This window comes from Cupriavidus sp. 05L310 (assembly GCF_056398185.1).
The window spans coordinates 21,084-36,367 of the sequence record NZ_JBFTOX010000024.1; the positions used below are offsets into that span (position 1 = coordinate 21,084).

Consider the following 15,284-nt stretch of genomic DNA (forward strand, 5'->3'; position numbering starts at 1 on the left):
CGGGACTTCAACGAAGCATTTCCGCTTTTATTTCCGGAGCTGCGTACGCGGATTGCGTGAACCCGACGGGGACATCTGTCCGATTGCGGCGCTTCAGACTACGGCGCCAAACAACGTGCCAACACCTGACGACACACCCATTGCCAAAGCACTCCAGAACACTACGCGGATAACGCCTGGGCCGACTTTCGCGCCGCCCGTTTTTGCGGCCAGACCGCCCAAGAAGGCAAGTGATGCCAAGGCAGAGATGACTATGGCTGGAATCAAGGCCGATTCGGGAGCTAGTGCGGCAACTGCAGCCGGCAGGGCGGCGCCCACCGAAAAGCTGCAGGCAGAAGCCAACGCTGCTTGCAACGGCTTGGCGGAGGTCACTTTCGAGATGCCTAGCTCATCGCGTGCATGGGTGCCAAGCGCGTCGTGGGCCATCAGCCTTTCGGCAACCTGCTTAGCAAGCGGATAATCCAGGCCACGACGCATATAGATTGCAATCAATTCTTGTTGCTCGCGCGGAAAATCGGCATCGAGTTCGGCCTGCTCTTCAATCAAAGCTGCCTCTTCAGTATCTGCCTGCGAAGAGACAGATACGTATTCCCCTGTCGCCATCGACATGGCCCCAGCCACCAACCCCGCTACGGCCGTGAGCACGATATTTCCATGGGCGGTGTGTGCTGATGCCACGCCGATAACGAGGCCTGCCGTCGATATGATGCCGTCATTGGCTCCGAGCACGGCAGCGCGCAACCAGCCGATGGTTTCGAGACGATGTTGTTCCTTATGTAGCCTAGCCATATGCCCTCAACATTAGACGTGTTGACGCGCCATCCCATGTCGGTAGCCGCCCAGAGCCGCCTGTTAGCCCGGTGGCGCTGTCAGGATAGTGTATTTCATTCGTCTAGGGCGGCACCGTCCATCAGCCATCTGCGCACTCATGGTATCGAACGTGCGCCGGTAGTCCCCTTTCTGGGGTCCTATAAGAGCGAGGCGGCGGTTTGGCCGTCAGATGCGAAGCTTCGTCACCGCTATCGATTGATAGTCGCGATATTTAACGACCTCAGGTACGATGGCTCCAATATCAACCCAAGGAGACAGCATGGCTACCTACAAGCAATTGCTGGCAGAGAAGGAAAAGCTGGAGACCCAGCTCGCCGAAGTTCGTCAAAGCGAGGTCGCTGGCGTCATTGAGAAAATCCAGGCTTTGATGGCAGAGTACGAGTTGACGGCCGACGACATTGCACAGAAACGTCGCCGTGGACGCCCTGCGGCTGGTAGCACGCCTAAGGCTCCGGCTAAGGAGAAGGCCTCGCTGCCGCCAAAGTATGTGGACCCCAAGACTGGCGCCACCTGGACTGGACGTGGTCGGGCACCGGCTTGGCTCGGGAAGAATCGCGACAAGTTTCTGATTCCAGAGGCGTGAGCGGGAGCGCGGGCATCCGTAGGCTAAGTAGAGATTTCTTGGTCTACGCTGGCACCGCATTGTCCCGCGCATTCCATTTGCCTGACGCAAGTGTTAGCCTAGAAGCCGACACTTTTGGGTGTTACATCTATGTGTTTCCCTGCCGTATTCAGCTCGCAATATGACACGAGGAGATGCCGGAGATGATGAGAGGTGTGGAGATTCGAGCGGCAGGAGAGGCAGACCGGTCCGCTATCGTGGATGTTCTCGAGTGTTGTAGCTTGCCTAACGACGCCGTCGACCAGGGGTCGCGCTTCTTTCATATCGCCGTATTAAGCGAACGGGTGGTGGGTTGTGCTTGTGCTGAGCAATACGGAGAGACAGTTGTCGTGCGGTCCGTCGGCGTGCTCCATGAATACCGAGGTCATCAAATTGCAACCCATCTTGTCGGCAGCGTGCTGACGCGTGCTCGCTCAGATGGCTGTACTAAGGCAGTGCTCATCACTGCTGGGCGGCTCGGTCTCCGTAATCACTGCGATTTTTCGCTTGCCGAGCTTGAATCGATGCCTGAGGAAGTAAGGCTGTCCAAGACGTTCATGCGACGATTCGACGGGTGCAGGAAACTGAAAATCGCCACCGACTAGCGTTGCGCAGGTCGGTGCTAATGTCTAGCTGGAAAACTGCGCGCTAAATTGCACGACGTCGACGAGCTGGCACGCAAAGCCAAGCCGGCTTCGAAGCCGATGGCGGCATTGCCTCTGAATGCCATGACCAAAGTCAGGCACTAGATGGCCTCGCATTCTGCGTGCGCATTGAAACTGGAATGGCCAGCAGGTACAGCTCGTGGCGCCGGCTGGCGTCTTCGCTCACTCCCAGACAAGCGTGGCTTCCTTGAGTAGGTGGCCACCCAAGATGTAATCACCATGCTCGATGGCACGTGCCTCCAGCTCCGTCAGGAGCGCGTCGGTCATCAAGGTTAGGTCGAAGAGGCAATAGAGGTGCCGCTGCCTGAAGGTATTCTTCGGTGCTCGCAGTCCCTGAGCCAGGGCTTCTGGAGTGCGCACGGCGATATGTTCAAGGGTCCTGAACTGAACGGCGACGCCGTACTTTTGCCCAACCCTTCCAAGTTCGAGGGCATCTTCCCAACCGGCCTCATAGTCCAGGTCAACCGTTCCAGTCACCTGTGACAATATCTGTTCAAGCGCATTGGCTCGATTGTGCGCAACATGGACGGTCACGGCGAAATCTCGTCTATGGGTCACGTTGCCAAGGAATATAGCGGGAAAGCCAAGTCACGACAACCAGAAGTGCAGACGCGAAGCACTCGGACGCTATGGCCTCTCCCTGTGGCGCTATGCTGAACTTGACTGCCTTGAGGCACGACAATTAGCGCCAAGAACTGGGCGCGCAAGTTGTCGATACGGAAGCTCCGCTCAAGCGGAGCCTACTCAGGCCCAAACTGTATCGACCTCCCGCAGTAGATGCCCAGCCAGGATGTAGTCTCCCAGCTTCATTGCCTTTGTCTCCAAGGTCGCCAAGTCCTTGGCTGTCAGTTCGGTCAATGCGAACTGGCAGTAGAGATTTCGTTGTCTGAAGGAGACCTTCGGTCGAATGAGGCCCGCGATAAGTGCAGTGTGGGACCTCACAGCAATGTTCTCGTGCCCGCGATACTCCACGCAGATGCCAGCCTTCTGGCCTAAACGCCCGAGTTCAATTGCATCCTGCCAACCTAACTCGTAATCCAGTTCGACTCGTGCTATCCCTTCTGCCGCCAAGAGCCTAACGGCTTCTCCTTTGGTTCCAGCTCGGGCTGTCGTCATTCCTGTCTCCACTTACATCGTCCGACGTACGGGTCACCGGTCTATTTCTGCATGCTATTGAATTCAACTCAATGCCGTCTGTCCACTTTGTACAATGGCAGGACGCTCGTCACGCGTGCGGCCTTGCTGGAATTCGTTTGCAAGCGCGGAGAGCGGCCCATCTGCCTAAAGTGTTATTTAATTCTGACGTAAAAAAAATCAAAGTCAATATGTACTGGCGACAATGTCATTGTGACCACCCGCGTAACCAACCGGCACTTGACTTCTGCCAGACCATTGAGGGCGAGGCCGCAAGCTTCCAGCTAAGGAAGTATCCGACCCAATTTGGGTTGAGAGGCCGAACGGAGCGTAGGTTGGCATTGAGGGGTCCCCGTCGATGCCAAACGGGGCTCCAGGAAGCCCGCCGCGACTCTTCAATATTGCTTACCGTTGCAATGAATCCCATCGCGCAGCCGTTGGTTGTTGTCAAATGCTACTGTTGGCAACACCCAGAGTGACAAAGCTGTGCCGGCTTACAAATCTGACTTGAAAGTTATTTTGACGCGGTGACGGCAACTTGCGGACTTCAACTTATCGCATCCCGTCCGGTCGGTCGGCGATAAAATTCGGGCATTCTACGGACGTGGGGGGCTCGGGTGACGGGGGTGTAACCCGCGGTGGACTACATGGTCGGTGCTGCGAAGTAGCGCGACGCGCCACCAATACGAAAAACTGACGTGCGGGCGACCAGATTGGTTACGCGACTGGCGGCGAAGAGCCGTGACGGCAGGGGGAAAGCTTTGAGCATTTCCGCGTCGAGGTCGGAGTAAGGCCTCAGCTTTGGGTAGTCCGGGGGCGTGCCACTCGCGGCGAGGAGTGAGGCCTCCCCTGCTTAGGAAGGACGGTGTTGCACCCAAGCAGGGAAGCGCTCATCAGTTTCGTCGGCGGAGATATCTCCAAGGTGCGTGCAGGCATCGGCAGGCAGGGCAATGTGATACTCCTTGCGCCATAGCACTATGACGGTGAACCTGACGACGCGAATACGCACCTCTCTGGGGACGGGATACTCGGAAACGTGCGATGGAAGCACCTCCATGCCAACATGCCGCCGGACCTCACAGGTGAGCATCCCTTTCTCCTCGCGTCGAACCAACTCTTCGCGCGCGAAGTGCAGATGCAAGTATAGGGCGCGCATGACAAGCGCGAATACCAGCAGAACCATGACTGTCAGCACGATGATTCTCCCCAATGAGAACGGATTCCCTTATTTGGGTCAGGCAATTTGCGTGCCATTTCGTTAGCGTTCCACCAGGCCGGTCGTAGTCATGTACTTGCAGCAAACGTTCAGGTCAGGGTCAGTTTGTCTCAGTCACTCATTGTGATTGATAAGACCGGTCCGGGGCATTGGGCTTTGTACGGGTTTTGACGGCCGGAGAAGGGCCTTTACTGCGACGTGTTCGTAGATTATTTGCGGAGCCGCGATTGGCGTATTGGTTGCAGTTGGCTGCTGGCTCGTGTGGATGCGCCGGAGCGGCAGAGTGTTGCCAGAAATAAAAAGGCCCCTCGTCACGGCGAAGGGCCTTTCTTCCATCTCGACTGCCTAGGTGCAACGGCGACTACATCTTGCGAATCTGCGAGGCTTGCAAGCCCTTGGGACCTTGCTTCGGCTCAAATGCCACCTTGGCGCCCTCATCCAGGGACCGATATCCCGTACCCTGGATTTCCGTGTGGTGCGCAAACAAATCCGAGCCACCGCCGTCGGGCGTAATGAACCCAAAGCCCTTTTCGTTGTTGAACCACTTCACAATGCCAGTCGCCATTTCATCCTCGAAGCAACGCGCATGCATACCGCATGCAGAAATAAAAACCCAATCTAGACATAATACTGCACCATGGGAATCTCGCCCTCGATTGCAGGAAAGTCGTCCGAGTCACCAGCATATCCGAGGAAACGCCTTGCAGCCAAGCCGGTCTAGGGTTTACCACTGTAGCGCGCCTTGGGGGCGCTCAAGCTGAAAATGGAGCGACTGCTCGCTACCGCATATCCTAATTTGAGAAAGGAGAAAGCGAACTGAATCAATTCCAGTTGGTCAGCGCCAGCACGTCAGCACCCCTGTCGAGCATCGCGGCCTGCTGAAGCAAGTCAGTAGGGTTTCGGGGCATGGCAAGAGTGCCGGCTAGGGTCAACTTTGCCTGAGCCGCTGCCCGCAGCCTTGCCGCTTCGTGGCGCAGGGCCTCGATGCCAGACGAAACAGTCCAGCGAGTCCTTCTCCCGCTGCGAGCGCCGGGTAGCGACGCGTCGTTCGTGGTCATCGGAGAAACGAGAGCTTGATGCATATTGACCTTCAAATTTTGCTATGCCCGGTTTCGCTTGGCGGTGTCTCGCGAACGGGCGTTCTTTTTTGTTGTGGCAGGCATGCCAGAGTGTTGCTGGCCGGCAGCGGCGATGAACTCGCCGATGACGCTGCAGTAACCGCTCGCGCATTTAACTGAACCCAGATGACAACTCAGTGTCAGGCAAGTGCCGAATAAGACTGATATCACCGGGGTGCGGGTTAACCTTAGCGCTGCGTTATGGGGACTTGCGGGCCGCCTACCATGCCATCGGTGGTGAAGACCGCAATGGCCAAGAGATAAGCCGGAAAAGTCTGGTTAATTCTCAGATTAATAACTCTTAATTCTTCATAGACTGGCGATGTAGTCCTGCTACCACCCGCGTCACCAGCTTCCGGCGACGCGGGTCTTTTTTTGGGGGACGAACGCGCACCCTATGTAGCTCTAACGAAGGTAATGATGAGGGCCGTGAGTGTAAGAGGAAGGCCATCCGAGTGAGAATCCGGGAAATCCCTCCTCGGCCCTGTCCCCCGTTTCGTTGAAGGCTCGTGGTCTCGCGCGCCGCGCGTAGAGCGATGCTCTCCCTGATTCCAAATCGCGCAGGGTGGCATTGTCTGCACAGGGCAGTGTTTCCGATAAGTTTTCAGCCGTGGAGGGGGTGATATCGTGTCATCGAAGGAGTTTGATTTTCTGGCCACATCCGCCTTTGGAGCAATGCCATGGACCCCTGCGCAGTAGCGGTGCACTGTGATGAGGCGAGCTTTACCGTGGACCTTTCAGACGGCCGGAGCCTTCGCGTTCCGCTAGCGTGGCTTCCTCAACTTGCGAAAGTCACTCCGGAACAACGTCAAGCTGTTCGCATTTCGGCGACTGGTCTGCATTGGGACGCCATCGACGAGGACGTCAGCGTCGTGGGGCTGCTCAAGACTCTCGCAAGGTTACCGTGGCAACGTAGGTAGCCCGCCTTGGCCACATACCGGCAAGCAACCACCCAACAGAAAAAGATGCCCTCAGCCGGGTAGACCAAGGGCCAAACGTCCACGAAGAAGTCGGGCAACCCTCGCAGGTCACCCGTGTTCAGTATCTACCACCCCGCACCTGCCCGCAACCTGGGTGCAGAAAGGCAGTAGCACCGCCCATCAGTGCTCGTCTCCTCATGCAGCTCCCTTATTGCCTCTTCTTCTGCAGGCGCGCAGGCGCGCATTGGGTTGGATTTTCCCGCCTGCATGGGCGCAACGGTCTCAGGTCGGCCAAAGATTGCCGCGCAGCAGTTCACTCCGGACTGGGGCGTGGTTGCCGCACTGAAGGTCTCCTTCTTGCGGCGGCGGGCATACAGCTTGCTTGTGCCAATGCAAGTACGCGAGAAATGCCTATGCTTGAAGCGTCCTTTCTATAGTCTCAGCCAATGGGTAGGACAATATGAAGCTGATAGTTCACCATTTCCATGCGCAGCCACCTCATCACGGTGCAAGGTACTACTTGGGGCTAGCCGCTCTTCTTCTTATGCCAGCCGCTATCTATGCACTCGTGGCGCTCTGGTCAAAGCCCTGACGGGCCTCCACTCTGGAAACCTCTTCGTTGGCAATGTGAACGTTCCCGCCATCGCATCGTATAGACGCGCGCCGGGAAATTTGTGTTGGTGCAGGCACGGAGCGCGTTCCGAACCGTGCTGCAGTACAAATGCAATGATGCAGGCGCGTGGCTCAAGGAAATCAACGAAGCCTAGTGCTATCAGTTGATGATGCGCGTCGAAACCAGTCTCACCCCGCACTTTTCCTAGCGCCATGTTGTCGGAGTGATAGAAGACGGCGAGAACGGCATTGGGACGGGGTTCGCCGGGGACACCGTGTTCCCGACGACCTTACTTTTCGTATCTGGGGCAATTTCTCCTGTGCCCGATAGCTACCGCAAATGCACTGGCTACGGGAATGGCAGGGCGATTGCTTGCGCGAGTGTGGCTATTCCTTGGCGCTCAGTGCTCAACCACGGACTGCCTCCGCGCAGTTGCGACAAGGCGTATGCTGTGCGACAGGCTATTTCGTCTTGAAAACGAGTTGGGTACTGTGGGGCCGCTGGCTAACCCCATCATCTCTCATCAGGAGGGCGTATGCGCATACTGGTCGTTGGAGCCACAGGGCTCCTTGGGAAAGAAATTGTGGGCTTACTTTCGGAAGAGCATGAGCTGATAGGGGCCAGTCGTAACCGTTCGGCGGTCTCAGTGGACATCTCCGACAAGCAGTCGATTCTGGCGATGTACAAACAAGTGGGCACGGTTGACGCGGTGGTCTGCGTAGGCGGCACCGTGAAATTTGCTCCCTTGGCAGCCCTAACCGACGATGACTTCGCATTCAGCCTAGCCAATAAGCTGATGGGGCAAGTCAATCTTGTCCGGTATGGGGTTCCATACATCTCCCAGGGCGGCTCGGTTACGCTCACCAGTGGCCTGCTCGCGCAGCATCCGATGCTCGGTGGCGCTGCAGTGAGCACCGTGAACGCCGGCATCGAGGCGTTCGGGCGGGCAGCAGCGCTCGAATTGCAAGGCAAGATTCGCGTGAATGTCGTCAGCCCGGGATGGGTGTCGGAGACGCTCGAAGCGATGGGACGCGACCCTGCAAAGGGTGTTCAGGCGGCGGTGGTCGCACAGGTTTACCAGAAATGTATTCTGGAAGACATTTCCGGGCAGGTGGTCTCGGTCACCCACTGAATCGCATCGTCGACGCGCCGCTCCAAGTTCCATGGCAAAGTGTGGTTGGTACGAAGTTGGCGGTAAGCCATCCAGCAACATTCGTCATCGTGTCCGTTCTCGCCGACCACGTTCCCTTCATTCGCGCGTTGGCCTTGAAACGAAGCCGCGGTACGGGCCCAGTGTATAGGTCCGCAGTACGCTTGTCGGGCGAGAGGGAGGAGGGCCATGACCATGCCAAATTTCTCGATAGCGCCGCTGGAGCAACGACTCGCCGCTGGCCAGGACTCCGTTCTGCTCAGAGTCACGCTTGCACTGGCGTACCAGCAACAAGGAGAGTTGGCCACTGCCGTTCCTCATCTTGTCAAAGCTACCGAGTTAGACCCGCACTATTCTGGCGCTTGGCGGGCCCTCGGGGTTCTCTACGTGGACCTCGGCCAAGATGCGAATGCGCGTGTAGCATTTCGGAAGGGAATCGAAGCCGCGAGAGACCATGGCGACAAACAAGCTGAAAAAGAAATGATTGTGCGTCTTCGACGTTTGGACCGGCAATCAAGCGCTGCTGGCGGTCAGTCAGGGGAGGCCAAGACGTAGTCGTGCACGAGAGAAGTATCGCCCGAGCAACACCTGCCCAATCTGCCGCCCGAGCTCGAGAGTCAACCTCACTTTGACTTCGGCTGCGCGAGAGCCCGATGGAATGCGGCCACCTCAGTTCAGGGCTGGGGCGTGCTTCCGAAAAAAATCTCCGAAAATAAAAATTCCTGCAAACCGTTTGCAAGGATTCTGGGCAATCACCCCGGTTACAACACCTATGTGAAATGGGTGGCGCTATTAGAAAGGCTCTCATTTTGTACTGCTGGACACGAGCGCCTATAGCTTACGAATCTTTGATGCTTGTGGGCCTTTTTGGCCTTGCGTGACTTCGAACTCTACTTTCGCGCCTTCCTCGAGCGTCTTGAACCCGGCACCTTGGATTTCCGAGTGATGCGCGAACAGGTCTTTGCCGGCATTGTCCGGCGTGATAATGCCGTAGCCCTTCTCGTTGTTAAACCACTTCACGATACCAGTTGCCCTCTCATCCTCGAAGCCAAAAGCATGCAAACTTGCATGCAAGGAAAGTTGTCAAAACGCTGAGCTCCGGCGCGGGATTCGCTGCCAGCAGCTTTTGTGTCCTTAGCATATCGTGTCGCCTCCCTAGCACCAAGCGGTCCGTCGCTCGGGTTTACCTTCGGCGATGGACAACCGGGCGAGGGTGGGATGCTGGTGGGAGTGATGTCCTTTGGGATAAGACTTGAGCATAGGAGGCTCGGGTCTGATGGAACCAATCGCGACGTGTGAGCGGAACCTCGCCTCATTTGTCGTGGACTCAGGACTTCACTTGGCCGTCGCATGCGGAATTAAAAATCGTTCATATCAGAATTAATTAATTCGACGTTGGCTGGCGCTCGGCGAAAGCCGAAGAATAGCGCAGGCGGAGATTATGGTTGAAGCAGTGCTACCCATACATTTGGCCGATGGCATGCCTCTAATTCTTGCGACATACTGCCTCAAGGTTTGCACGTGTGTCGGAAGGCAGGATAAAAAGAATGATAAAAGATATGCGGATTCGTGCGGCCAGGTCGGCAGATATGCAAGCCATCTCGCAGGTGTTCCATTCCTGCGGTTTGCCGAGCGGCGATATAGACACCACGGGGCGCTTTTGCAGTCTGGCCGTCCTAGGTGAGAACGTAATCGGCTGCGCCTGCGGCGAAATGTATGGCGAGACGGCCATCATCCAAGCCGTCGCGGTTTTAGGTGAGTACCGGGGTCACCGCGTTGCCACCCACCTTGTAAGGGCCATCTTGATGCGCGCCCGTGCCAATGGCTGCACCAAGGCTACAGTGCTCACGCCTGAGCATCCCACATTCTTTGCCCGTTTCGGGTTTACGCTTACCGCCTTGGACGACATGCCGCAGGAAATGCAGCTATCGAAGGAATTCCTTCGACGCTTTGGCGCGAGGACGCATTACATGTGCCGTCGACTCGATTGAAGCCCCATGGCGACTAACGAGCATCGTGATGCTGATAGCAGCGGCGCTGGTTCTTGCCTTGGTCTTCCGTGCGCTATATCTGCATATACAGGTGGCGCACGCAGAGTTGATTCGCCGTGACACGAAAGGTGTGCTCAGCTATGAGGTGCGGCGGCGCGTTTATATGGAGATACTTCCCTTGCATGTTTCGCGATACCCCGAGCCCAGGGAGGTGCGCACCCGTGTACTTCGGCTTACTGGTGTGGTGCCGTGGCGCAAAGCATTAAGCATCGCACTGCCCACCGAATCTTGCGCGCGCCTTGGGGATGTCTCTGCTAGGGAATTTGATGGCCGCTTCCCCCCGTGCTTGCAGCTGGGCCCATCTCGGGGATGGTAGCAGGGTATGAACGCACCCCCCCCCAGTTTCGTGGTCGCAACCTCGGTCATTCGGACTACCTCAATTGGGGTACGGCGCAATTGGGAGAGCCTACCCAGAGCGGTCACATCGGCGCCGCTCGCGCCTAAGCGCGCCCACAGGTACCTGGTTCCGCTCGCTGCGGGGATATGGCTAACGTGACACAAGTTTGGGAATCGTCCCACCAGGTGGCCGTTGAGTCAGGCTAAGGCCTGGGTCCGTCAATGCGAGGGGGTCACGGTGCCCGTGCCATTGGCCGACTTGCTGCACGCGCGGCTGCTCACCAGCTTGGCGAAAGGCCGTGAAAGTTTGGACGGGACCGCGATTGAACTTGCCACAGCGGTGGACGCAGCACTGGGCTGAAGCAGCTTCGATTAGGTGGCGCGAGACCCCGTTGGAATGTGGTCGTGCGGCAGCGGGGCTCGGCACTGGCAGGCCGGAAAGCGCTAACTCGGGCGGGAAATGGCTAAACTCGATACCTACGTTTGCTAAAAACTTCTTCCTCAGCAAGAGTCCTATAAAAATCAATATTTAGAACTCGTAAAGTTCTTAGGTAGGCTAGCGCCTTGCGCCAGAGTGTCGTTTAAGGAGGGAGCTGGCGCGCGGCGCACGCCGGTTGATGGGCCTTGCGATTTAGCCGTGGGCGCGGCATTGATATCTGGCGTCTCGCGCTCCCTGGTCTTACCTTGGTTCAATGCGGATAACTGTAGCGCCACTGTTGACCTTATCGAAGGTCGCATTGACCTTATCGCCTTCCTTCGGCTTGGAGAGGCTCGCTTTATCCTTCACCGGGAATGACATCGTCATGGCCGACATGCCAAGGTTCTCAATGGGGCCGTGTTTGAGGGTACCTTGCCATTTGCTGCGTCAACCTAGAGGCTCAGCAAGGGCCGTGCCTCCGAAGCCGTCAAGGGTCAACGGTCGGCCACTGTCTTGCGTCAGAACCTCTTTCAGAGTGGGACAAGCAGCGCAACTGTCGTTGCGGATTGTGCGCCGAGCCTATCCGCATTCGCGCGAGGCGGTGCCTCACGCGGAATCCCTGGGTAGAAAGCGGCATCCTGATGCCCTTGTATTTGCAGCGCGGTCTCTCTCTTTGCCCTGCCGTTTCGCCCATAGGCGCGAGTCTGTCCCTGTCTTGCGGGGCGGTTTCTTCTGTTAGTCGTCGTGCCCGTGCCGGCGGTGTTCACCGTGCTCACGGCGGCCCCGCCCGTGCCAGTGCCGCTCGCCTTGGTGGTCGTCATTATCGCGTTTCCGCCAGTAGGGGGCGGTGTAGACGGGCGCAGGAATCACGACCACAGGGCGAGAAACGTAGACTGGCCGCGGTGCTGCGTACACCGGCGGGGGCGCATAGACTGGCGCTGGTTCTGCGTAGACGACGCCAGGAACGCCGATTCCAATATCCACGTTTACATGCGCTTGCGCAATGGAACCGATTACGAGTAGTGCACCGCCAAGTGCTCCAATGATTGCGATTCGTTTCATTCTTTTCTCTGGATTAGATTAGGCGGGTGTAACTTTACTTGTCCCGGCCATCGGCGATGGTTGCCGACAAAATGCTATCAGGCGCCCGCTTCAAACGCAAAACAGGTTGTTTGGAATTTATACGACACAGCCGCTCCCAAACTCCGGGGCGGTGTAATCATGCGAAGCTGTTTCCAGGGCCGTGATTGAGGCTACAACTTGCTGTACATGCCTTCGGCCCTGCCAGGAAATTTTGACGATACTGTAGCGACCCTGCTAGCCGACCGACAACGCGGGTCCGCTGGCTTTCGAATGGAATACGTGGCTGGTATAGCTGTCTAGCGTATTCGCCGCGATTGCCAGAATGATGTCCAGAATATTTTTTTCACAGTAGCCAGCATGAAAAAATGTCTTGACCTCATGCTCGCTAGGGCGACCGCGATGGATGAACATGGCCCGTGTAAAGCTGACGAGGGCGCGAAGCCGGGCATCGGCCAGAGGCTTGCCGGCACGGATTGCCGCCACTATCTTTCCAAATGTCTCACTGGCGATGCAGGCGGCCTCGCCAGATGCCGCCCTATCGTAGTTGCGGCCACTAGCAACCGCGAGTACGAGAAAGACAACACGCTGTTCGAGCGGGCTCAGGGTTGAGTCCTGACTCAACGCCCGGCAGCAAATCTGGTACGTGGCAAACAATGCTGGCGCAGCGGCCATGGGGGCGTTCGTGGTCGGGATGGCGTCCGTCTCATCGATTGCCTCGCAACGGGTGTCACTATCATTGGCAGGCACGATTTCATGTTCGGCAACGCACAGCGAAAGGCCAGTACCATCAAGCATGTTCTTCATCGCTCAAGTTTAAGTTGGGTGATTGCTGTTTGGTCTGCTTGCGACGAGTCGGCAATGAACGCTCACACCGCAGACGCTCGGCACTCATCCTCGACCTATCGCTCATACGTGCTTTTCATGTTTCCCTCCATCACTCCGGTTCTTGATTGCTGCAGCGCTCCATAGGGCCCAACAAGTGTCATGACCTCGGACTAAGGTACTTGCTAACCGCTGACTGCAATACGCTTCATGACAATCTTAAGAAAGCGCTTGAACTCTACGTCACAAACTGCCGACCTGCGTATCGTTTTGTGAAATAGCAACAGACGAAATGCAGGGAGGGGGGTCTCTGCGTGCGCCTCTCGCGGATTGAACAAGAGCTGGTCTCATTTTCCTGGGCTCAGAACTTGGCGAGTGTCCAGGGTGGGAATTAAGAATCGTTTATATCAGAATTAAGGCGTTCAATATTAGCGGTCCAGGCGCGAGGCGAGGAATAGTGCAGCGGACGTTATGTTCGAAATGGCGCCACTAACACTCATCTGGTTAGCTAATAGCAGCCGTTGAACTCCTGCGACATATTGCTTGGATATCCGCCACGTCCTGCCGTGAGCCAATGCTCGAAGGCACGGAGAAAGCTGGCGATACATGCGGAAGCAGACGCTAGAGTTCGACCCTCATGGCTGCCGCAGTGCTGACACTGGTGTCGGAAAATTCACGAAAAGCCAGCAATTCTGGGGGTACGGCCACACGGTCGCCAAGTATCTTCGATACCGGCGCACCCAAGAAGGCCGGTCCGGCCTCGGCTGACATGAAATTGCACCGCTTCGCTATGTATTCCGCCAACGGACAGCGAGCACGACCGAAGCAATGCTTCCACATCACGAAAGTCTGCCTTGGTCGCACGGCGCGGCCTCATAGCATTACTTGTGAATCCAAAGAGTGATGACGAACGCCTTGGCGTTCCCGCTGTTAACCACGAGCATAGCGCGCACCCATCTTAGTCATCGTAGTCGTCATGCCAGCGTCGCCATTCGCGTCGGCGCTCGCGCCACTCGCGTTCGCGCCAGCGCTGCTCCCGCCACGCACGCTCCTGCCAGGCACGGGTCCGCCAGTCGTCGTAATAGTAGCCCGGGGCAACTACCACAGGCGGGGGCTCGACAACCACCGGCGCAGGCTCGTAGTAGACAGGGGGAGGGGCGACAACCGCTGGCAATGGGATGCCGATGCCGATACCTACGTCCACCCGCGCTTGAGCAACGTTCGAGGCAAGTCCGGTCACCCCGGCAAGTATCAAAAGTGCTGCGACCCTTCGCATGGTTTACTCCGTTTCCTCTTACAGAGACTCTAGGCCGGCTTGGTTCAATGGTGTATTAGCGGACTCGTACAACGGTTACTTTCTGTAACGCGATGTGGGGGCGCTTGCTGTCCAGCCGGATTGGGGCGGGCTACAACATAGCCGCGCATTTTCGGCGTGGGACCGGGGTCGGAGTACTTCCGAAAGGACGAAGGAACCCGCGCTGAGAGTGGAGGCACATTCGGCCACGCTTGCGAATCAGGTTTGCCTGTTTCAGAACTTACGGATTGTCACGAGTTGTGGGTCAACTCGGCTTGGGGCAATACCGTTTTTGCCTGTAAGCGCGGTGCATTGCCGAGCTATTAAAATTCCCTAGGAGTTCATCTCATGAAGAAGCTGTTCGTTGCTCTCGCCTCCGCAGCCCTCGTCGGTACTGTATTCGCGCAGACTGGTGTGCCGGCTTCCGCGACTCAGCCGCAAGGCGAGGCGACGAAAGACCAGGTAAAGGTCGTCAAGGAGAAGAGCGCCACGCAGGCGAAAGCCGATAAGAACAAGAAGAGTGTCAGCGCGCAGGGCGATGTGGCAAAGACTCAAGCCAGCGCCGGCAAGGAGAAGGCTGACGAAAAAGCTGATGCCAACAAGTCTGCCGCCAAGGACACCCACTACAAGCCGAGCAAGATGAAGGCCGCCAATACAGAGGCTGGTATGGCGAAGACTGAAGCAACGAGTGATTCCGACAAGGCGAAGGCCAAGGCGGATGTTGCGAAGCCGGGAACACAGACCGACGCTGCGAAGGCTGCAACCAGTGCCAATGTAGACAAGACGAAGAAGCAGTAAGCTGCTCCCATCGAGCGGACGGGGGGGGGGTACGTTGCCAAGGCAAAGGCCATCGCGACGAAGCTCGAGTGCAGGAGCTTTTTGGAGAGTGCCAGTTAGCTGGAATGCCGGCTTGGCCTCTCCGCATTTGTCAACACTAGTGGAAACGCCATGAAGCCCTTTCTCGCATTGCTGATTGCCGCATCTACGCTGCTCGGCGGTTGCGTCGTGGTTCCGTACGATGGCGGGTACCAT

Annotated in this window: 18 protein-coding genes; 8 read left to right on the forward strand and 10 right to left on the reverse strand. The window is 57.1% G+C overall.

The genetic code is table 11. The features are described 5' to 3' along the window. Positions 1 to 93 precede the first annotated feature (93 nt). The gene (locus AC1DS6_RS18385; RefSeq protein WP_477102887.1) at positions 94 to 789 is read right to left on the reverse strand and encodes a VIT1/CCC1 transporter family protein; all 696 of its coding nucleotides are present in this window, start codon (positions 787 to 789) and stop codon (positions 94 to 96) included. 301 nt (positions 790 to 1,090) lie between these two features. Here AC1DS6_RS18385 and AC1DS6_RS18390 point away from each other — a divergent pair, with 301 nt between their 5' ends. Next, positions 1,091 to 1,414 carry an H-NS histone family protein gene (locus tag AC1DS6_RS18390; RefSeq protein WP_441629767.1) on the forward strand — a complete coding sequence of 108 codons (324 nt, stop codon included), beginning with the start codon at positions 1,091 to 1,093 and terminating at the stop codon, positions 1,412 to 1,414. Between the two features lie 182 nt (positions 1,415 to 1,596). Further along, positions 1,597 to 2,037 (forward strand): GNAT family N-acetyltransferase, encoded by a 441-nt coding sequence (locus AC1DS6_RS18395; RefSeq protein ID WP_477102888.1) that lies wholly within the window; start codon positions 1,597 to 1,599, stop codon positions 2,035 to 2,037. A 222-nt stretch (positions 2,038 to 2,259) separates the two neighbouring features. Here the strand turns inward: AC1DS6_RS18395 and AC1DS6_RS18400 are convergent, their stop codons facing one another. The 4 genes from AC1DS6_RS18400 to AC1DS6_RS18415 form a co-directional block, all read right to left on the reverse strand. Then, positions 2,260 to 2,631, reverse strand: coding sequence for a PHA-granule associated protein 4 (locus AC1DS6_RS18400; RefSeq protein WP_441629771.1), 372 nt, complete (start codon positions 2,629 to 2,631; stop codon positions 2,260 to 2,262). A 210-nt stretch (positions 2,632 to 2,841) separates the two neighbouring features. Then, positions 2,842 to 3,213 carry a PHA-granule associated protein 4 gene (locus tag AC1DS6_RS18405; protein WP_441629773.1) on the reverse strand — a complete coding sequence of 124 codons (372 nt, stop codon included), beginning with the start codon at positions 3,211 to 3,213 and terminating at the stop codon, positions 2,842 to 2,844. A gap of 871 nt (positions 3,214 to 4,084) precedes the next feature. Continuing rightward, positions 4,085 to 4,426, reverse strand: a complete 342-nt coding sequence (locus tag AC1DS6_RS18410; protein ID WP_441629775.1) for a hypothetical protein — start codon at positions 4,424 to 4,426, stop codon at positions 4,085 to 4,087. Positions 4,427 to 4,808: 382 nt separating this feature from the next. Then, positions 4,809 to 5,012 (reverse strand): cold-shock protein, encoded by a 204-nt coding sequence (locus AC1DS6_RS18415; protein ID WP_441629777.1) that lies wholly within the window; start codon positions 5,010 to 5,012, stop codon positions 4,809 to 4,811. Positions 5,013 to 5,523: 511 nt separating this feature from the next. On the opposite strand from AC1DS6_RS18415, the gene AC1DS6_RS18420 reads away from it, so the two are divergent. From AC1DS6_RS18420 to AC1DS6_RS18435, 4 genes are all read left to right on the forward strand, one after another. Continuing rightward, positions 5,524 to 5,685 (forward strand): hypothetical protein, encoded by a 162-nt coding sequence (locus AC1DS6_RS18420; RefSeq protein WP_441629779.1) that lies wholly within the window; start codon positions 5,524 to 5,526, stop codon positions 5,683 to 5,685. A 560-nt stretch (positions 5,686 to 6,245) separates the two neighbouring features. Continuing rightward, entirely contained in the window at positions 6,246 to 6,485 is a 240-nt protein-coding gene (locus AC1DS6_RS18425; RefSeq protein WP_441629781.1) for a DUF2442 domain-containing protein, read from the forward strand. A gap of 1,148 nt (positions 6,486 to 7,633) precedes the next feature. Beyond that, positions 7,634 to 8,230: a short chain dehydrogenase gene (locus AC1DS6_RS18430; RefSeq protein WP_441629783.1), complete on the forward strand. Its 597-nt coding sequence runs from the start codon at positions 7,634 to 7,636 to the stop codon at positions 8,228 to 8,230. Between the two features lie 207 nt (positions 8,231 to 8,437). Further along, entirely contained in the window at positions 8,438 to 8,803 is a 366-nt protein-coding gene (locus AC1DS6_RS18435) for a tetratricopeptide repeat protein (protein ID WP_441632275.1), read from the forward strand. 276 nt (positions 8,804 to 9,079) lie between these two features. On the opposite strand, the gene AC1DS6_RS18440 is transcribed toward AC1DS6_RS18435, so the two are convergent. Further along, entirely contained in the window at positions 9,080 to 9,322 is a 243-nt protein-coding gene (locus tag AC1DS6_RS18440; RefSeq protein ID WP_477102889.1) for a cold-shock protein, read from the reverse strand. A gap of 473 nt (positions 9,323 to 9,795) precedes the next feature. Between AC1DS6_RS18440 and AC1DS6_RS18445 the strand changes: the two genes are divergently transcribed. Continuing rightward, on the forward strand, positions 9,796 to 10,239 hold the full coding sequence (locus AC1DS6_RS18445; protein ID WP_441632279.1) for a GNAT family N-acetyltransferase: 444 nt from the start codon (positions 9,796 to 9,798) through the stop codon (positions 10,237 to 10,239). A 1,075-nt stretch (positions 10,240 to 11,314) separates the two neighbouring features. On the opposite strand, the gene AC1DS6_RS18450 is transcribed toward AC1DS6_RS18445, so the two are convergent. The 4 genes from AC1DS6_RS18450 to AC1DS6_RS18465 form a co-directional block, all read right to left on the reverse strand. Further along, positions 11,315 to 11,449, reverse strand: coding sequence for a copper-binding protein (locus tag AC1DS6_RS18450; RefSeq protein ID WP_441632281.1), 135 nt, complete (start codon positions 11,447 to 11,449; stop codon positions 11,315 to 11,317). 339 nt (positions 11,450 to 11,788) lie between these two features. Next, positions 11,789 to 12,115, reverse strand: a complete 327-nt coding sequence (locus tag AC1DS6_RS18455; protein WP_441632283.1) for a hypothetical protein — start codon at positions 12,113 to 12,115, stop codon at positions 11,789 to 11,791. Between the two features lie 255 nt (positions 12,116 to 12,370). Then, positions 12,371 to 12,940, reverse strand: coding sequence for a carboxymuconolactone decarboxylase family protein (locus AC1DS6_RS18460; RefSeq protein ID WP_441632285.1), 570 nt, complete (start codon positions 12,938 to 12,940; stop codon positions 12,371 to 12,373). Between the two features lie 976 nt (positions 12,941 to 13,916). After that, on the reverse strand, positions 13,917 to 14,234 hold the full coding sequence (locus tag AC1DS6_RS18465) for a hypothetical protein (RefSeq protein WP_441632287.1): 318 nt from the start codon (positions 14,232 to 14,234) through the stop codon (positions 13,917 to 13,919). Positions 14,235 to 14,600: 366 nt separating this feature from the next. On the opposite strand from AC1DS6_RS18465, the gene AC1DS6_RS18470 reads away from it, so the two are divergent. After that, positions 14,601 to 15,050 (forward strand): hypothetical protein, encoded by a 450-nt coding sequence (locus AC1DS6_RS18470; RefSeq protein ID WP_441632288.1) that lies wholly within the window; start codon positions 14,601 to 14,603, stop codon positions 15,048 to 15,050. The last annotated feature ends 234 nt before the right edge of the window (positions 15,051 to 15,284 follow it).

What these genes read in the sequence shown, in the direction of transcription:
- AC1DS6_RS18430 (WP_441629783.1), top strand. Translation starts at nt 7,634, where the DNA reads ATGCGCATACTGGTCGTTGGAGCCACAGGGCTCCTTGGGAAAGAAATT.
- AC1DS6_RS18395 (WP_477102888.1), top strand. Translation starts at nt 1,597, where the DNA reads ATGATGAGAGGTGTGGAGATTCGAGCGGCAGGAGAGGCAGACCGGTCC.
- AC1DS6_RS18415 (WP_441629777.1), bottom strand. Translation starts at nt 5,012, where the DNA reads ATGGCGACTGGCATTGTGAAGTGGTTCAACAACGAAAAGGGCTTTGGG.
- AC1DS6_RS18425 (WP_441629781.1), top strand. Translation starts at nt 6,246, where the DNA reads ATGGACCCCTGCGCAGTAGCGGTGCACTGTGATGAGGCGAGCTTTACC.
- AC1DS6_RS18460 (WP_441632285.1), bottom strand. Translation starts at nt 12,940, where the DNA reads ATGAAGAACATGCTTGATGGTACTGGCCTTTCGCTGTGCGTTGCCGAA.
- AC1DS6_RS18385 (WP_477102887.1), bottom strand. Translation starts at nt 789, where the DNA reads ATGGCTAGGCTACATAAGGAACAACATCGTCTCGAAACCATCGGCTGG.
- AC1DS6_RS18390 (WP_441629767.1), top strand. Translation starts at nt 1,091, where the DNA reads ATGGCTACCTACAAGCAATTGCTGGCAGAGAAGGAAAAGCTGGAGACC.
- AC1DS6_RS18405 (WP_441629773.1), bottom strand. Translation starts at nt 3,213, where the DNA reads ATGACGACAGCCCGAGCTGGAACCAAAGGAGAAGCCGTTAGGCTCTTG.
- AC1DS6_RS18445 (WP_441632279.1), top strand. Translation starts at nt 9,796, where the DNA reads ATGATAAAAGATATGCGGATTCGTGCGGCCAGGTCGGCAGATATGCAA.
- AC1DS6_RS18455 (WP_441632283.1), bottom strand. Translation starts at nt 12,115, where the DNA reads ATGAAACGAATCGCAATCATTGGAGCACTTGGCGGTGCACTACTCGTA.
- AC1DS6_RS18450 (WP_441632281.1), bottom strand. Translation starts at nt 11,449, where the DNA reads ATGTCGGCCATGACGATGTCATTCCCGGTGAAGGATAAAGCGAGCCTC.
- AC1DS6_RS18470 (WP_441632288.1), top strand. Translation starts at nt 14,601, where the DNA reads ATGAAGAAGCTGTTCGTTGCTCTCGCCTCCGCAGCCCTCGTCGGTACT.
- AC1DS6_RS18465 (WP_441632287.1), bottom strand. Translation starts at nt 14,234, where the DNA reads ATGCGAAGGGTCGCAGCACTTTTGATACTTGCCGGGGTGACCGGACTT.
- AC1DS6_RS18435 (WP_441632275.1), top strand. Translation starts at nt 8,438, where the DNA reads ATGACCATGCCAAATTTCTCGATAGCGCCGCTGGAGCAACGACTCGCC.
- AC1DS6_RS18420 (WP_441629779.1), top strand. Translation starts at nt 5,524, where the DNA reads ATGCATATTGACCTTCAAATTTTGCTATGCCCGGTTTCGCTTGGCGGT.